This is a genomic window from Streptomyces sp. NPDC086777 (genome assembly GCF_040702065.1).
In the GTDB taxonomy this organism is placed as follows: domain Bacteria; phylum Actinomycetota; class Actinomycetes; order Streptomycetales; family Streptomycetaceae; genus Streptomyces.
On sequence record NZ_JBFBJI010000010.1, the window covers coordinates 1 to 16,615 of the forward strand.

Below are 16,615 nucleotides of genomic sequence, written 5' to 3' on the forward strand. Positions count from 1 at the left end.
ACGTGGCGCTCCTGGCCGGCCTCGGCGTGGACGCCTACCGCTTCTCGATCTCCTGGCCGCGGGTGCGCTCGCCGACGCCCTACGGCGTCGGCCGAACCCCGACCTGACGAGCGTGAGGCAAAGAGATTCCACCATGCACAGCGACATGACCCGACGGATCAGAGAACTGCTGGACCGTGGCTTCGCAGCCGCGTCCGCACTCGGCGAAGAGATCCAGCACAGGGTTTCGTCCGGAGACTTCGAGTGGGCGAAGCTGCTCGGGGAGGAGCTCGCCCGGCGGGCCGCCGGGGGAGGCGAGGATGCATCCGAACCCGCCTTCCTGCTCGACCGGCTGCAGACCGCTCTTGCCACGACCGCGGGGCAGCAGAGCCTGCGCGTTCTGATGTGCCTGCCAAGCAGCCTGGAGGCCGAAGGGCCGGCACGGACCAGGGCCGAGCGACGCGTGGCCCAGAGGGTGGCCCTGGGGCATCGGCCTGCGGACATCGTCCCGGTCGTCTACGGCGGGCAGCCCGGCTGCGCGCCCTCGGACGAGTTCAAAGCCTGCCTGCTCCAGGAACTGGTACTCGAAGGCGTCGCAGTACCGGAGTACGCCCTGCTGCGGTCCTTCGGCGGAGCGCTCGTGACGGAGGAGCATCCGCTCGCACCCCTGCCGCTCCACCTGCTGCCGGCCGAGCGTGCGCTGCTCAGGCCGGCGCACGCCCCGCACGACTGGACGTGGGCCCTGCCCCCGGCAGCGGTGGCCAAGCACTGCGACCGACCCGAGCTCCGTGTCTCACCGCAGATGCGGCGACGCAGTGCCGCGGTCGATCCGGTGGAGACCACCGTCCCGGAGGTGGCCGAGGCCATGGGCGCTGCGGTGCGGCACTGGACGGAGGAGTCCAACGGCACGGTCGCCGCGCAGGAGTTCTGGTCCGCGTCCCCTGTCGCACCGGACGACTTCGCCGCCGTCTTCGAGCGCCTGCCGCTCACCGCATGGCCGACGGGACAGACCAGGCCCCGGCTCCACCCGGCCACCTCCGACAGGGTGCTGCAGGTGCTGCTCACCACGGCGGTGCGCAGCCCCGCCTACGGCAGCGGCATGTTCGGTGCGTACGGGCGGCTGGCTGCCTGGCGCTCCCTCGGCGGCCTGGTCGGCGCCGCGCCGGACGCGCCGATCAGCCACACGGCCATGCTGGTCGAACAGGCACACTGGTTCATCGCCGACCCGTCGTCGGACTGGTTCCAGCACGTGGCCTGGGATCTCGCCGTGGCTGCCCTGCGACCAGGCGGGCAGGAGATCGCAGTCCTCACTGCCACGGACACCGACTGATCCGTTTCGCGGGAGCCGTCACAGCGCCTCGCGCGGCGCGGTGCTCGCCCGTTCCGTCAGCCGGGGCGTGAGCAGCGTCGCCTCGGGCACGTCCGGGTCGCCGTCGAGTTTGCGCATCAGCAACTCCGCCGCCCGTTCGCCGAGTTCCGCGGCCGGCAGGGCGACCGAGGTGACCGGGACGCGCAGCCCCGCCGCCAGTTCGTCCGGGCAGATCGCGGTGATGGACAGATCGGCCGGGACGCGCAGGCCCAGCTGCTCGAAGGCGTCGACCAGGGGCTCCAGGACCGCCTCGTTGTGGACGACGACACCCGTCAACGCCGGCTGTTGACGGAGCAGTTGCTCCGCGGCCCGGCGCGCCGCCGCCGGCGTCGCCTCGCACGGGTGGACGGAGGACGCCATGCCGTTGCGGTCGGCGGCGGCCGTGAAGCCCTGGACGACCCGCTGGGCGAACGCGGTCTCCCGGACGTACACCTCCGGCGGCGAGCCGACCAGCGCGACCACCCGGTGCCCCAGCCCCGCCAGCCGCTCCACGCACAGTTCCCCGGCGGCCCTGAAGTCCAGGTCGACGCAGGTCAGGCCCTCGGCGGCGGCCGGGAAGCCGATCAGCACCGACGGCCGTTCCAGTGTCCGCAGCAGCGGCAGCCGGGGGTCGTGGAGCTGGACGTCCATGACGATCAGGGCGTCGACCAGTGCCGTGTCGGCGACCCGGTGCAGGCCCTGCTCGCCCTCCTCCTGGGTCAGGAGCAGCACGTCGTGGTCGTACCGGCGGGCCGTCGTCACCACCGACACCGCGAACTGCATCACCACCGGGACGTGGATGCCCGCGCGCAGCGGGACGACCAGGGCGAGGACGTTGGCGCGGCTGCTGGCGAGGGCGCGCGCCCCGGCGTGCGGGCGGTAGCCCAGTTCGCGGACGGACGCCTCCACCCGGCGCCGGGTCTCGTCCGAGATCGGGCGCTTGCCGCTGAGCGCGTAGGACACCGTGCTGGGGGAGACGCCGGCGTGCCGGGCCACGTCGGTGATCTTCACCATCAGCCCAGCTCCAGGGAGAGGAACCCGGTGCCGGCCTGCGCTCGCGCGGCGCGGTCCCCGGCCGCCAGGGCCCACGGCGCCGCCGGGTCGCTGCACGAGGCCCGCAGGGTGTCCCCCTCGCGTACGACGGTGAAGGTGACCTCCCCGACGGGCACCGTGACCTGTGCGCCGCGCTCCAGGCCGTAGACGCGCAGGGTCACCCCGTCGGCGTGGTCGTAGTCGGGACGGTCTGCCACCGCGCCGACCGGGATCACCGCGCCGGGACGGACCAGGAGCGGCACGCTCAGGAAGTCGTGGTGCTCGCGGACCCAGCCGGGGCCGGTGACCGTACGGCCGGTCAGGAAGTGGGTCCAGGTGCCTCGCGGACAGTAATATGTCACATACCCCTCGTCCTCGAAGACCGGCGCCACCAGCAGATCCGCCCCCACCATGTACTGCCGCTCCAGATGCGCACACCCCGGATCGTCCGGGAACTCCAGCACCATCGCGCGCATCACCGGCACCCCCTCCGCCGAGGCGGTGCGCGCGGCCTCGTACAGGTACGGCATCAGGCTCAGCTTCAGCCGCGTGAAGTGCCGCAGCACGTCCACCGACTCCTCGTCGAACAGCCACGGCACCCGGTACGACGACGACCCGTGCAGCCTGCTGTGCGAGGACAGCAGCCCGAAGGCCAGCCACCGCTTGAACAGCGCGGGTGTCGGGGTGCCCTCGAAGCCGCCGATGTCGTGGCTCCAGAACCCGAAGCCGGACAGGCCGAGCGAGAGCCCGCCGCGCAGCGACTCGGCCATCGACTCGTAGGTCGCCTCGCAGTCACCGCCCCAGTGCACCGGGAACTGCTGGCTCCCGGTGGTCGCCGACCGCGCGAACACGACCGCCTCGCCCTCACCCCGGTGCTTGCGCAGCACCTCGAAGACGGTCCGGTTGTAGAGGTAGGTGTAGTAGTTGTGCATCCGCTCGGGGTCCGAGCCGTCGGACCAGGCCACGTCCACCGGGACGCGCTCCCCGAAGTCGGTCTTGAAGCAGTCGACACCCTGGGCGAGCAGGGCCTCCAGCTTGCCCGCGTACCAGTCACGCGCCGCCGGGGAGGTGAAGTCCACCAGCGCCATCCCCGGCTGCCACAGGTCCCACTGCCACACGCTCCCGTCCGGTCGCCGCAACAGGTGCCCCAGTTCCTTCCCCTCGGCGAACAGCGGCGACCGCTGCGCGATGTACGGGTTGATCCAGACGGACACCCGCAGCCCGCGCTCGTGCAGCCGCCCCAGCATCCCCGCCGGATCGGGGAACACCCGCGGATCCCACTCGAAATCGCACCAGTTGAACTCCCGCATCCAGAAGCAGTCGAAATGGAAGACGGAGAGCGGCAGTTCGCGCTCGCGCATGCCCTGGATGAAGGACGTGACCGTCTTCTCGTCGTACGAGGTCGTGAAGGACGTGGAGAGCCACAGGCCGAAGGACCAGGCCGGCGGGAGCGCCGGCCGGCCGGTCAGGGCCGTGTACTTGCGCAGGATGTCCTTGGGGGTCGGGCCGTGGATGACGTAGTACGTCAACTGCTGCGACTCCACGCTGAACTGGACCCGTGACACCGCCTCCGAGCCGACCTCGAACGACACCTTCCCCGGGTGGTCGACGAAGACGCCGTACCCCGCGTCGGTGAGGTAGAACGGGACGTTCTTGTAGGCCTGTTCGGTGGCCGTGCCGCCGTCCGCGTTCCAGATGTCGACCACCTGGCCGTTCCTGACCAGCGGCCCGAAGCGCTCGCCGAGGCCGTAGACGGACGTGCCGACCCCGAGGCCCAGTTGTTCCCGCAGGTAGTGGGCGCCGGTGGCGGTGTCCCGCATGATGCCCATGCCCTTGGGGCCGCTGGAGGTGAGGGTGCGGCCGTCGGCGAGGAAGTCGAGCCGCCAGGGGGCCGTACGGCTCAGCCGCAGCGTCAGCGAGCCGGAGGTCAGGGTCGCGTGTTCGTCGTCGTACGCCACCTGGGACGCGAAGTCGCCCTTCCGCAGCTCGAACTGGGGCCCGCGTGACCGCTCGCCCTCGAAGTGGGTGAAGGTGACGCCGATGACGTCGGGCATCGGGGTGTGCGCGCTGATCGTCAGGACCGGTCCCCTCAGCAGGTCGCCGCGGTGGCGGATGGGCTGGGTCGGCGCGTGGATCTCCAGGGCGCCTTCCGTGGCCGTGACGTCGAGGACCTCGACCGGGTGGGCGGCGGTGACGCCCTCGCGCAGCAGCCAGTAGCCGTCGGTGAACTTCACGCACGTACCTCCTATTTGACCGCCCCGACGGCGATCCCCCGGGTGAGCGTCCGCTGGAAGACGAGGAAGAAGACGACGGCCGGGAGAACGCCGAGCAGGGCGGCCGCGTTGGTCATGGTGGCGTCCATCAGGCGCTGGCCCTGGAGGACGCCGAGGGCGACGGACACCGTCTGGTTGTCGTTGGAGATCAGCATGACGAGCGGCAGCAGGAACTCGTTCCAGGTCCAGATGAAGAAGAAGACCAGGAGCACACCCAGGGTCGGGCGGCTGACGGGGACGACGATCCGGACCAGGATCTGCCACTTGTTCGCGCCGTCGATCCGGGCCGCCTCGACGATCTCGCGCGGGAACTGTCCGAGAACAGCGGAGAGCAGGTACGTCCCGAACGCCGACTGGATCACCGTGAACACGATGATCACGCTGAGCCGGGTGTCGTAGAGGCCGGCCTCCTTGCTCAGGTAGTAGAGCGGGTAGACCAGCGCCTCCTGCGGCAGCATGTTGGCGAGCACGAAGAACGCCAGCACCCAGGTGCGGAACCGGATCCGGCCGATGCCGATCGCGTACGCGTTGAGGACCGACAGGGCGGTGGCGAGCAGCGCCACCGAGCCGCTGATGAGGACCGAGTTGGCGAGTTTCCGGGTGTAGTCGACGCGCTGCCAGAAGTCCTTGAGGCCGTCGAGGTACAGGCCGTGGGGGAGGCTCAGCGGGCCGTTCTGGGAGTACTCCGCCGGGGACTTCACCGCGTTGACCGCCACGATCAGGAACGGCACGACCATGAAGAGGGCGGCGAGGCAGAGGGCGAGGAGGACCGGGTAGCGGCGCAGGGCGGACAGCCGGGTCATACGGCCTCCGCGCGGTTCTGGAGCTTCAGGCCGGCCATCGCCAGGGCCAGGATGATCACCGTGAGGACGGTGGAGATCGCCGAGCCGTAGCCGACCTGGGTCTTCTCGAAGAACGTGGTGAAGGAGAAGTAGGAGGGCACGTCGGTGGCGCCGCCCGGACCACCCTTGGTCAGGACGTACACCGCGCCGAAGACCTTGAGCGCGGCGATCGTGCACCAGGTCAGGACGACGTACACCTCGGGCCGGATCTGCGGGAGGGTGACGTGCCGGAAGCGGCGCCACCAGCCGGCCCCGTCCAGCTCGGCCGCCTCGTACAGCTGGGGGTCGACCCGGCCGAGCCCGGCCATGAAGACGACCAGCGGGAAGCCGATCTGCACCCAGACCAGCACGCCCATCACGGTGTAGAGGGCGAGGTCGGGGTCGCCGAGCCAGTCCTGCTGCCAGGAGCCGAGACCGACCGCCTTCAGGAGGGCGTTGAGGGAGCCGTTGTCCGGGGCCAGGATCCAGCTCCAGACGATGCCGGCGACCGCGACCGGCAGCACCTGGGGGAGGTAGAAGCAGGCGCGCAGGACGGCCGCGATCCGGGTGCCGAAGTGCTTGCCGACGTAGTCGAACAGGGCGGCGGCCAGGACCAGTCCGAGCGCCGTCGGGATCGCGGCCATCGCGACGACCATGAAGAGGCTGTGCCGGAAGGACGCCCAGAACTCGGAGTCGTGCAGCAGCTCCCGGTAGTTGGCGAGTCCGGACCAGTGCGGGCTGCCCACGCCCTGCCAGTCGGTGAAGCTCACGCCCGTGTTCATCAGGAACGGGACGATCACGACGGCGAGGAAGGCGAGGGCGCCGGGGAGGAGGAACGGGGCGTACGAGTCCCGGCGCGCCATCCTCACTTGGTGCCCTTGTCGTACGCCGTCTGGAGGTTGCTCAGGTAGGCCTCCGGCTTCTCGCTGCCGGTGATCAGCTTCTGGGTCTCCGAGACGAGGGTGTCGTAGAAGCCGGCGACCGGCCAGTCCGGGTAGAAGGCGAGGCCGTCCCGCTTGCTCACCGTGTTGAAGTTGGCGATGAGTTCCTTGGACTTGGGGTCGGTGATGGCGCTCGCGTCGGCGGCGACCGGGACTCCGCCCTTGTTGCCGAGCAGGTTCTGGATCTTCTTCGACATGGTGATGTCGATGAAGTCGTAGGCGAGATCCTTGTTCTTGGAGTTCTTCGGTACGACCCAGAGGTTGCCGCCGGAGCCGAGGGTGAGGTTCGAGCCGGGCCACAGGAAGCTGCCCCAGCCGAACTTGGCCTCCGACTGGAAGCGGCCGTACCACCAGCTGCCGGAGAACAGGATCGGTGACTTGCCCTGGATGAAGGAGACCCCGGCCTGCTCGGCGGTGGTACCGGACGACGTCTTCGCGATGTAGCCCTTCTTCACCCAGTCGGCGAAGGTGGTCGCCGCGTAAGTCCACGCCTGGTCGTGGAAGTCGACCTTCCCCTTGTACAGCTCGTAGGCGTCGACCCACGAGCGGTCGGCCTTCGAGAGCGCCAGCTGGTACAGGTACTGCTGTGCCATGTACTCGGAGCCGGAGTCGGCGAGCGGGGTGACCCCCTTCGCGACGAACGTGTCCATGGCCGCCGTCAGGTCGTCCAAGGTCTTCGGCTCGGCGATCCCGTACTTCGCGAACAGGTCCTTGTTGTAATAGACCATGGTGTACTCGGCGTAGTTGGGCACCCCGTACCACTTGCCGGAGCCCATCACGCCGTTCGCGTCGTACTGGCTGGTGGTGCGCACGCCCGCGCTGAGCTCCTTGTCCCAGCCCCGCTTGGCCGCCTCGGCGGTCAGGTCGGTGAGCAGCCCCTGCTTGGAGAGCAGCCCCGCCGTCGCGTTGCCCTTGTTGTACTCCATGATGTCGGGGGCGTCGGAGGAGTTCAGGACCATCTGGGCGGTCTTCTGGATCTGCTCGAAGCTCTTCTCCTCGTACTTCACCTTGACGCCCGGGTGGGTCGCCTCGAACTCCTTGATGGCCTCGTTCCAGGCGACGCCCATCGCGCTGGTGGGGCCCTCGTAGTGCCACAGCCGCAGCGTCTTCGCGTCGGACGTGCTGCCGCCCGAGCCGCCGCAGGAGGTGAGGAGCAGCGATCCGGCCAGGATCGCCGCCGCGGTCGTGGTTCGCCTTCGTGCCGTCAACATCCAATGCCTCCAGGGGAGTCGGATGGCTGGTGCTCGTCCCGCGTCGAATCGGTTCGATGCGAAACGTCGAAGCGCTTCGACGGAGGACGGTAGGTGCGGGCTGTGAAGGCGTCAATGGGTGCGGCGGGAATTGGGCGAAGCGATTCGACTGACCGCGTTGACGGCCAGGGCCGCGACGGCCGCCGCGGCCGGGGTGACGAAGGCGGCCGTCGGCGAGACGTGGTCCGCCGCCCAGCCGCCGAGCGCGGAGCCGCAGGCGATGCCGGTCAGCAGGGCGGTGACGACCAGGCTCATCCCCTCGTTCAGACGGCCCTCGGGGGTCCGGTCCTGGACCAGGGTCATCGCGGTCACCATGGTCGGGGCGGTCGCCATGCCGGCCACGAGCAGGGCGGGGGCGAGGGCCCAGAGACTGTCGAACGCGCGGGTGGCGAGCAGCGGCAGGGACATCAGCGCCGCCATCGACAACAGGCAGACAGGGAGCCGGCGTTCGGCCGGTCCGGCCGGCCGGAGCGCCCCGTACAGCAGGCCCGCCGCGCACGAACCGGCCGCCTGGAGGGCGAGTACGGCACCGGCCGCCGAACGATGGCCCTGGCCGTCGGCGTAGGCGATGGTGACGACCTCCATGGAGCCGAACACCGCGCCGGTCGCGACGAAGCAGACCAGCAGCGGGCCGATGCGCAGCGGCGTGCGCGCGGTGGCCGACCCGGCCCGGGGCGGTGGCTCGGTGGCCCGCTGGGCGGCGAACAGCAGCGCGCCGGTGAGCAGCAGCACCGCGGCCACCAGGGTGCCGGCCTCCGGGAAGAACGTGCCGGTCAGGAAGGCGGCGAGGACCGGTCCGAGCATGAAGCACAGTTCGTCGGCGGCCTGTTCGAAGGAGTTCGCGGTGTGCAGGGCGCCCGGGTCGTCGCGCAGCAGGTGGGCCCAGCGGGCGCGGGACATGCCGCCGAGGTTGGGGGTGGTGGCGGTGGCCGCGTAGGCGGCGAACAGGGTCCAGTCCGGGGCGCCGAAGCGGACGCAGAGCAGCAGGGCGAGGCTGCCCAGCACGGCGGTGACGGTGGCGGGCACGGCGACCCGGGCCTGCCCGTACCGGTCCACCAGCCGCGCGATCCACGGCCCGGCGAGACCGGTGGCGGCGAGACCGGTCGCGGTCACGGCACCGGCGAGGGCGTACGAGCCGCGCGATCCGGCGATCATCACGACCGCGCTGACGCTGAACATGCCCATGGGGAGCCGGGCCAGCAGGTTCCCGGCGGTGAACGCCCGGGTGCCGGGGAGGGCGAAGAGGCGGCGGTAGGGGCCGGGCGGGCGACGGCGGGGGCGGGGCCGGGAATGGCCGTCGAACCGGGGGCTGAAGTCGACGGTGACGAGGGAGTCGGCGGTGACGGTGTGGGCGGTGCGGGTGCCGTGGGCGGTGCGGGTGCCGTGGGTGGCCGCGGGCGGGCCCGGCCGGTTCGGTTGTGGCATGGACACCACCGTCGCCCCGGACCGATCAAGGGGTCCAACACCTGCTCGGGGCCGATTCACGCACCCGTGTTGTAAATTCGAGAGATGCCCGCACCTGCCTCGCCCGCCCACATCGAACCCCGGCTGCTGCGCGTCTTCGTGACCGTCGCCGAGGAGTTGCACTTCACCCGCGCCGCCGCCCGGCTGTACGTCGCCCAGCAGGCGCTCAGCCGTGACGTGCGGCGGCTGGAGCGGGAGCTGGGCGCCGAGCTGTTCCTGCGCACGACACGGCAGGTCGGCCTCACCGCGGACGGCGCCCGGCTGCTGCCGTACGCCCGCCGGGTGCTGGCTGCCCAGGACGCCCTGCTCGCCGCGTTCGGGCAGGCCCGGCCGCTGCTGGTGGACCTCAACTCCCCGGGCCTGGAGACCGCCCGCCGCGTTCTGTACCGGGCCCGCGAACTCGCCCCCGACTGCGAGCTGATGGCCCGCTACGAGAGCGGGCTCACCGGAGCGGCGGCCGAACTCCTCGCGGGGCGGCTCGACGTGTCCTTCGGGCGGTTCGCGGGACTGGACCCGGCGCTGCGCTCCGGACTCGAACACCAGCCCGTGCGGTTCGAACCCATGGCCGTAATTCTCCCCTCCGAACACCGGCTCGCGGCCCTGGACGCGGTGCCGCTGGCCGCGCTCGCGGGCGAGACGGTGTACGCCGGCGCCGGGAACGAGCGCACCCTGGAATGGACTGACCTGGCCTTTCGCCTCTTCGAGGGGCGAGGAACCGCGGTCGCGCCGCCGCTGCCGCTGGCCGTCGGGGAGGAGGAGTTCCGGCGGGTCATGGCCAAGGATCGGTATCCCATCCTCGCGGTAGTGGGTTTTCCGGCCATACCTGGAAGCGTGTCGCGGCCGCTGGTCGATCCGGTCCCGTTGTCGCCTGTGTCGCTCGTGTGGCGAAAGGGGCTGGTCCATCCGGGAGTCGACGCGTTGCGGCGGGCGGCTGCCGAGATCGGGCAGGCGGAACGGTGGCTTCGACGACCGTCCGACGGATGGATTCCAGCCAGTGATCAAGAGGTGATGGACGACCACAAATGACACATCGAGAACGCGGAACTCCCCCGTGCGCTAGCTTCATGGGCCCGAGCGCGGAGAGTTGCAAGGGGGCGCTCGGAGCGGGTGGGGGCCCGTTCCGTTGACGTGTGCTCGGGTTCGTCAGTGCGCCCGGAACACTCCCGTGGGGGGATGTACGCGCGTGAAGAATTGGCGAGAAGAAACCCAACCCGAATTGCCGCAGGTGGCCCTGGAGGCCGGGGATGTGCCGGTGGCCGGGGACGACGGGGCGCAGACCGGGACACCCGGCGGCGTCGGTGGCGCCGGCCCGTCGGCCGGAGCGGGTGGGGGCGGCGGGGCGACCGAGGTGTTGCGGACCGCGGCGTTACGGGACCCGTGGAGCGTGGTCGAACCGCCGACCCCGGTGTTTCTGCGTGACCGGGCCACGGACCTCGTCCACGACCCGGACGAGGTGACCGTCCAGAACGACGTCGGTGTCGTACGAATACGGCCGACGGGGCCGGTTGGGGGGTCGACGGGGCCGGCCCGACCCGCGGGGTCGGCCACGCCCGCCGCGGCGGGGGCCTCCGGTGCGACGGAGGGCTCGGGCGCTCCCGACGTCCCCGTCCCGGTCTTCGTCGACGCCTCGGGGCGCCGCAGCCGCCGGTTCCGCAGGCTCGGGACGGCCCTCGGCCTCGCCTGCGCGGTCTACGCGGTGGTCATCGTCGTCACCCTGCTGTCCGGGAGCTCCGACGCGCCCTGGCTGCCGGTGCCGGGGCAGAACGCCGACAGGCCGGCCGGCAGGGTCGACGGCTCGCCGAGGCCCGCGCACTCGCCCCCGACCTCCGACGACGGCGCCTCGGTGGCCGGCCCGGCCGTGAGCGGCGGTACGACCCCGTCGGCCGGCGGCTCCGCCCGGGCGCCTGGGGACGGAAAGGGCACCGCCCGGCCGAGCGCGTCGGGGTCCGCGCGGCCCGTGTCGACCGCGGGGGTGACGGTCTCCTCGCCGAAGGCGGGCTCGTCGTCCGCGTCCGCCGCGCCGTCCACGGTGCCGCCCTCCCCGGAACCGCCCTCCTCACCCGCCGTGTCGCCGCCCCCGGTCTCGCCCAGCGAGTCGGCCGCACCGACCGGCGGCCCGGTCGCGCAGGGCGCGCACGAGCACACCCGCACCCGCGGCACCGCCACTCCCGCCCCCGTCCTGTGACGGCGCCCCGCACCCGGCGCCGCCCCACCGCCACCGAGGCCTCCCGGCGCCGCCGGAGCACAGTCGACGGCTCCCGACGCCGACAGACCGCAGTCGCCTCCCGGCGCCGGCGCCTCTCCATGCGTCTGACGCTGCCCGTGCTCGTCCTCGCCGCCGTGATGGCGATGCTGATGCTGCGCGGCTACGTCCACAGCGAGATCCTCGCCGACCACCGCGTCCGCCCCGAGGCCGCCACCGACCGGGTCCCGGCGAAGATCCTGGACGGCGGCCCGGTCATCGACACCCGCGGCGGCCGTACGACCTCCCTGCGCATCCCCGACCACCACCTGGTCCTCACCTTCGACGACGGCCCCGACCCGACCTGGACCCCGAAGGTCCTGGACGTCCTGAAGAAGCACCACGCGCACGCCGTCTTCTTCGTCACCGGCACCATGACCTCCCGCTACCCGCAGCTGGTCCGGCGCATCGTGGCCGAGGGCAACGAGGTCGGCGTGCACACCTTCAGCCACCCCGACCTGTCGTACCAGTCGAAGCGGCGCATCGACCGGGAGCTGTCCCAGACCCAGTTGGCGATCACCGGCGCGGGCGGCATCCGCACCTCCCTCTTCCGGCCGCCGTACTCCTCCTTCGCCGACGCGATGGACAACCGGTCCTGGCCGGTGACCCGGTACATCGGCACCCGCGGCTACATCACGGTCGTCAACGACGTCGACAGCGAGGACTGGCGCAAGCCGGGCGTCGACCGGATCATCCGCAACGCCACCCCGCGCGACGGCAAGGGCGCGATCGTCCTGATGCACGACTCGGGCGGCGACCGCCACCAGACGGTCGAAGCCCTGGACAGGCTCCTGCCGCACCTGCAGAAGCAGGGGTACACCGTCGACAACCTCACCGAGGCCCTGCGCGCCCCGAGCGCCCACACCCCGGTCACCGGACCCGACCTCTGGCAGGGCAGGGCCTGGATCTTCCTGGTCCAGGCGGCGGACGGCATCACGGGCGTACTGGTGGTCGGCCTCGCGGTGGTCGGCGCGTCGGTGCTGGCCCGCTTCGCCCTGATGCTCTGGCTCTCCGCCCTGCACGCCCGCAGGGTCCGCCGCAAGGGCTTCCGCTGGGGCCGCCGCCCGGTGACCGAACCGGTCTCCGTCCTGGTCCCCGCCTACAACGAGGCCAAGTGCATCGAGAACACGGTCCGTTCACTGACCGCGAGCGAGCATCCCATCGAGATCCTCGTCGTCGACGACGGCTCGACGGACGGCACGGCACGGATCGTCGAGAACCTGCGCCTGCCGCGCGTCCGGGTGGTCCGCCAGGAGAACGCGGGCAAGCCCGCCGCCCTCAACCGGGGCCTGCGCAACGCCCGTCACGACATCGTCGTGATGATGGACGGTGACACCGTCTTCGAACCGGCCACGGTACGGGAACTCGTCCAGCCCTTCGGCGATCCCGCCGTCGGGGCGGTCGCCGGCAACGCCAAGGTCGGCAACCGGGACTCGCTGATCGGCTCCTGGCAGCACATCGAGTACGTGATGGGCTTCAACCTGGACCGCCGGATGTACGACGTGCTGCGCTGTATGCCGACCATCCCCGGCGCGGTCGGCGCGTTCCGGCGCACCGCCCTCAAGCAGGTCGGCGGCATGAGCGACGACACCCTCGCCGAGGACACCGACATCACGATGGCGATCCACCGCGCGGGCTGGCGCGTGGTCTACGCCGAACGGGCCCGAGCCTGGACGGAGGCCCCGGAGTCGGTCGCGCAGCTCTGGTCCCAGCGCTACCGGTGGTCGTACGGCACGATGCAGGCGATCTGGAAACACCGCGGCGCCCTGCTGGACCGCGGCCCGTCCGGACGCTTCGGCCGGGTGGGCCTCCCGCTGGTCTCGCTGTTCATGGTCGTGGCCCCGCTCCTGGCCCCCCTGATCGACGCCTTCCTCCTCTACGGCATCGTCTTCGGCCCGACACAGAAGACGATCGGCGCCTGGCTGGGGATCCTGGCGGTCCAGGCGGTCTGCGCGGCCTACGCCTTCCGCCTGGACCGCGAACGCATGACCCACCTCGTCTCGCTCCCGCTCCAGCAGATCCTCTACCGCCAGCTCATGTACGTCGTCCTCCTCCAGTCCTGGATCACGGCGCTGACCGGCGGCCGCCTGCGCTGGCAGAAGCTGCGGAGGACGGGCGTGGTGGGGGCGGCGCAGGGCACGGCAGGGGAGAGGTCGGCGGCATGACGCAGGCAGAGGCAACCCCGGTCGGCGCGGGCAAGGCGGCCCGAACCGGCGGCGGCCGGGACCGCTACCTCGACCTCCTCCGTTCCCTGGCCCTGTTCCGCGTGGTGGTCTACCACCTCTTCGGCTGGCCCTGGCTGACCGTGCTGTTCCCCTCCATGGGCGTGATGTTCGCGCTGGCCGGTTCCCTGATGGCCCGCAGCCTCAACCGCTCGGCGGGAAGCGTGGTCCGGGCCCGGCTCCGCCGCCTCCTGCCTCCCCTCTGGCTGTTCGGCGCGGTGCTGCTGACGATGATGCTCAGCGCGGGCTGGCATCCGCTGAAGGACCCGGACGTGGGCGGCGGTTGGACCGGCTGGTGCCGGCTCGCCACCTACGCCGTCCCGATCGGCGCCCCGCCCTACCCCGAACACCTCGGCTCGGCGTCGGGCCTGCTGGACGACACCTGGGCGGAACAGGCGGCGGGCCCGCTCTGGTACCTCCGCGCGTACCTGTGGTTCGTGCTCCTGTCCCCGCTTCTCCTGCGGGCGTTCCGCAAGGCCCCGCTGCAGACGGTCCTGGCCCCGCTGGCGCTGACCGCTGTGCTGGCCACGGGGTGGGTGCGGATCCCCGGCGAGACGGGCAACGCGGTGACGGACTTCGCGGTGTACGGCGGCTGCTGGACCCTGGGCTTCGCCCACCAGGAGGGCGCACTGGCACGCGTCCCCCGCTATGCGGCGGTCTCGCTGTCCTGCCTGGTGATGGCAGTGGGCCTGTGGTGGGCGTCGGGCCATCAGGGCCCCGACGGCTGGGACCTCAACGACATCCCGCTCGCCCAGGCATGCTGGTCGTTCGGGGCCGTGCTGATCCTGCTGCAGTACTCCCCGTCCTGGCGTGAGCTGCCGGGCGGCCTGCGCCGTTGGGACAGACTCATCACCCTCTCCAACAACCGCGCCGTGACCATCTACCTCTGGCACAACATGCTGATCATGGCAACGGTCCCGATCATCGACCAGGCGTACAACCTGCCGTTCATGGAGTCAGACCGGGCGTCGGGCCTGCTGGACTCGACGTACGGCTTCTGGATGTTCGTGGTGGTGTGGCCGCTGATCGCGGTGGCGGTGGTGGCGTTCGGGTGGGTGGAGGACGCGGCGGCGGGGAGGAGGGCGCGGGTGTGGCCGGACGGGGCACGCCGGGGACGGGCTCGCCGGCGGGCGCTATGAGAAGCCGCAGCCTCAGTGCTCCCTCAGTGCCATACCTCGGGATTGAGCGCGGCCCCCACGAATCCGTCCCCCGTGGTGACGATCAGGTCCGGCTGTTCGATGCGGGCTGCGATCTTCTCGCGGTCGAAATCACGGAATTCGAGGACGAAGTGTTCGGCGACCGCGGGCCGGTCCAGAGGGTCGCCGTCGAGGTCCACGGCCGAGTTCGCGCGGTCGGCGCCCTGGCAGAGAACCGATACGAACAGCGCGAAGTGTTCTGTCTCCAACAGGAGATCCGCACCGTGCACGACGCCCGCGATCCCCGCCCCGCCTCCCGTGACCTCGCCGCACAGGTCGCCCAGACAGTCGACCAGGGCATCCCAGTTCCGGCCGAAGTAACCGGGGAAGCGGAGGGTTTCCGCGAAGGTGCGGAAGACTCCCTGCGCGGTCGTCAGATCGAGGGCGTCGAAGTGGTGGACTCGCCCACCCTTTGCTGTCAGGGTCGACAACTGCCGCTGGACCTCGGCGGACTCCTCCGGAACAAGGAGCACCCAGGGGTTGGGGGCGCCGTCACTCACCGGCGTTCCCCCGAGGCAGCTGCAGCACGAAGTCTCTGAACTCGGCCAGGGACTTCTCCAAGTCCTCGCGTCCCGCGTCGTCCTCGGGCAGGAGGGGGAGCCGGGGCCTCGCGAAGCGCTCGGCTGCTGTGTACACGGCGCTCGTGAGGTCCTCGGCGGACGAGCGGTCGATGACCGTACCGTCGTGGAGGGTCTCGATCGAGCCGTCGTCTCCGCGCCGGAACGTCAGCGAGAAGGACGAGTCGACGGCGGACGTCGTGAAGGACCGGTCCCGGCTCGACAGGAAACGGCGCAGGCCGTCCATGAGCAGCGGCAGCGAGAGATAGATCATCATCGCCTGGTCCGGGGTGCGGTCCCGCGAGCTTGCTGCTCCCCGGTCGCCCCGGACGTCCATGTGCCCCAGGTCGAATCCTGACGGCGGGGGCGCCTCGTTCTCGGCCACGGAGAACTCGAACCGGAGCGTTGTCCGAGAAAGGGCGGTGCCCTCTCCCCAATGGAACATGTACTCCCCCTGCTCGGCGTCGAAGGCCACCCGCAGTCCGCGGTCCGGCAGGCCGAACTGCTGCCTGAGCCAGCCGTCCATGGCCAGGGCCGCGACTTCCGGTCGGTAGTGGGCGAGCGGGAACGTGAACGACGTGACCCTGACGGTCAGGCCCTCCGGGTGCAGTGACAGCAGGGCGGCCGCGTGCGCGGCCAGGCCGTGGGCCAGCCAGTGGGCGTCGCGCCAGTGCGCTCCCGCGGGCGGGATCAGGCGCACCTGCCCGTCGATCTGCAGGAAGAAGCCGTCCTCCGTGCCCGGGGACATGCGCTCCGCCGTCAGATCGGCGGCGAGCCCGCCGAGCGGGCTGCGGAAGCGGTACGCGAAGGTGCTGGTCTCCGTCGCGTGTCCGTCTCCGGGCACGACAGCCGCGAGGAGCCGCCGCAGACGCCTCACCTCTTTCACGAGCCGAGGCACGGCATCCCGCGCCATCGCGATGAAGGCCGCGTTCTCGTCCCAGCGTTCGTCGGCGCAGTCCACGTAGCGTGGCTCCTGCACCAGGGTCGCCGCGATCAGCTCCCTGTGGTCGAACTCGGGCCACCGCTCACCTCGTCCGGTGTCCGCCACCGTACTGACGGCGCGCAGGTTCATGGCATGGCTGTCGTCCAGGTTTCTGACGAACCAGGGCCCGGGCGTGGCCATGGCGCACATATCTTCGATCTCGTCGAGATCGAACGTGGTGTGGCCGCCCCCAGCCGAAGTTGCATCTTCCTGCCGCATGTTGATGATTCTCCTCTGGTCGGCGACTGGAACATGCTCACCGAGCGGGAGCTTCTTCCGGCTGCGTGTCGGCGATTCTTCTGGTGCGC

Annotated in this window: 13 protein-coding genes and 1 pseudogene; 6 read left to right on the forward strand and 8 right to left on the reverse strand. The window is 71.1% G+C overall.

Annotated elements, in window-relative coordinates:
• Both AB0472_RS16015 and AB0472_RS16020 read left to right on the forward strand, forming a co-directional pair.
• Positions 1-74 (forward strand): annotated as a pseudogene (locus AB0472_RS16015) (family 1 glycosylhydrolase); the annotation flags it as partial.
• A 71-nt stretch (positions 75-145) separates the two neighbouring features.
• Positions 146-1,309: a DUF6183 family protein gene (locus tag AB0472_RS16020; protein ID WP_366356984.1), complete on the forward strand. Its 1,164-nt coding sequence runs from the start codon at positions 146-148 to the stop codon at positions 1,307-1,309.
• Between the two features lie 18 nt (positions 1,310-1,327).
• Here the strand turns inward: AB0472_RS16020 and AB0472_RS16025 are convergent, their stop codons facing one another.
• The 6 genes from AB0472_RS16025 to AB0472_RS16050 form a co-directional block, all read right to left on the reverse strand.
• The gene (locus AB0472_RS16025; RefSeq protein WP_366356986.1) at positions 1,328-2,341 is read right to left on the reverse strand and encodes a LacI family DNA-binding transcriptional regulator; all 1,014 of its coding nucleotides are present in this window, start codon (positions 2,339-2,341) and stop codon (positions 1,328-1,330) included.
• Entirely contained in the window at positions 2,341-4,593 is a 2,253-nt protein-coding gene (gene yicI, locus AB0472_RS16030) for an alpha-xylosidase (RefSeq protein ID WP_366356988.1), read from the reverse strand. Before yicI ends, AB0472_RS16025 begins: the two co-directional genes overlap by 1 nt.
• A gap of 11 nt (positions 4,594-4,604) precedes the next feature.
• On the reverse strand, positions 4,605-5,435 hold the full coding sequence (locus AB0472_RS16035; RefSeq protein ID WP_366356990.1) for a carbohydrate ABC transporter permease: 831 nt from the start codon (positions 5,433-5,435) through the stop codon (positions 4,605-4,607).
• Positions 5,432-6,316, reverse strand: coding sequence for a sugar ABC transporter permease (locus AB0472_RS16040; RefSeq protein WP_366356991.1), 885 nt, complete (start codon positions 6,314-6,316; stop codon positions 5,432-5,434). The genes AB0472_RS16035 and AB0472_RS16040 overlap by 4 nt, the downstream gene beginning before the upstream one ends.
• A 2-nt stretch (positions 6,317-6,318) precedes the next feature.
• Positions 6,319-7,605, reverse strand: coding sequence for an extracellular solute-binding protein (locus AB0472_RS16045; RefSeq protein ID WP_366356993.1), 1,287 nt, complete (start codon positions 7,603-7,605; stop codon positions 6,319-6,321).
• Between the two features lie 111 nt (positions 7,606-7,716).
• Positions 7,717-9,069: an MFS transporter gene (locus tag AB0472_RS16050; protein ID WP_366356995.1), complete on the reverse strand. Its 1,353-nt coding sequence runs from the start codon at positions 9,067-9,069 to the stop codon at positions 7,717-7,719.
• 84 nt (positions 9,070-9,153) lie between these two features.
• Between AB0472_RS16050 and AB0472_RS16055 the strand changes: the two genes are divergently transcribed.
• The 4 genes from AB0472_RS16055 to AB0472_RS16070 all read left to right on the forward strand — a co-directional run bounded on the left by AB0472_RS16055 (position 9,154) and on the right by AB0472_RS16070 (position 14,711).
• Positions 9,154-10,134 (forward strand): LysR family transcriptional regulator, encoded by a 981-nt coding sequence (locus tag AB0472_RS16055; protein WP_366356997.1) that lies wholly within the window; start codon positions 9,154-9,156, stop codon positions 10,132-10,134.
• Between the two features lie 199 nt (positions 10,135-10,333).
• Positions 10,334-11,293 carry a hypothetical protein gene (locus AB0472_RS16060; RefSeq protein ID WP_366357278.1) on the forward strand — a complete coding sequence of 320 codons (960 nt, stop codon included), beginning with the start codon at positions 10,334-10,336 and terminating at the stop codon, positions 11,291-11,293.
• 119 nt (positions 11,294-11,412) lie between these two features.
• Positions 11,413-13,515, forward strand: coding sequence for a bifunctional polysaccharide deacetylase/glycosyltransferase family 2 protein (locus AB0472_RS16065; protein ID WP_366356999.1), 2,103 nt, complete (start codon positions 11,413-11,415; stop codon positions 13,513-13,515).
• On the forward strand, positions 13,512-14,711 hold the full coding sequence (locus AB0472_RS16070) for an acyltransferase (RefSeq protein WP_366357001.1): 1,200 nt from the start codon (positions 13,512-13,514) through the stop codon (positions 14,709-14,711). The genes AB0472_RS16065 and AB0472_RS16070 overlap by 4 nt, the downstream gene beginning before the upstream one ends.
• 23 nt (positions 14,712-14,734) lie before the next feature.
• Here AB0472_RS16070 and AB0472_RS16075 read toward each other — a convergent pair whose 3' ends face one another.
• On the reverse strand, positions 14,735-15,268 hold the full coding sequence (locus AB0472_RS16075; RefSeq protein WP_366357003.1) for a barstar family protein: 534 nt from the start codon (positions 15,266-15,268) through the stop codon (positions 14,735-14,737).
• Positions 15,261-16,526 carry a hypothetical protein gene (locus tag AB0472_RS16080; RefSeq protein WP_366357005.1) on the reverse strand — a complete coding sequence of 422 codons (1,266 nt, stop codon included), beginning with the start codon at positions 16,524-16,526 and terminating at the stop codon, positions 15,261-15,263. Before AB0472_RS16080 ends, AB0472_RS16075 begins: the two co-directional genes overlap by 8 nt.
• Positions 16,527-16,615: the final 89 nt, after the last annotated feature.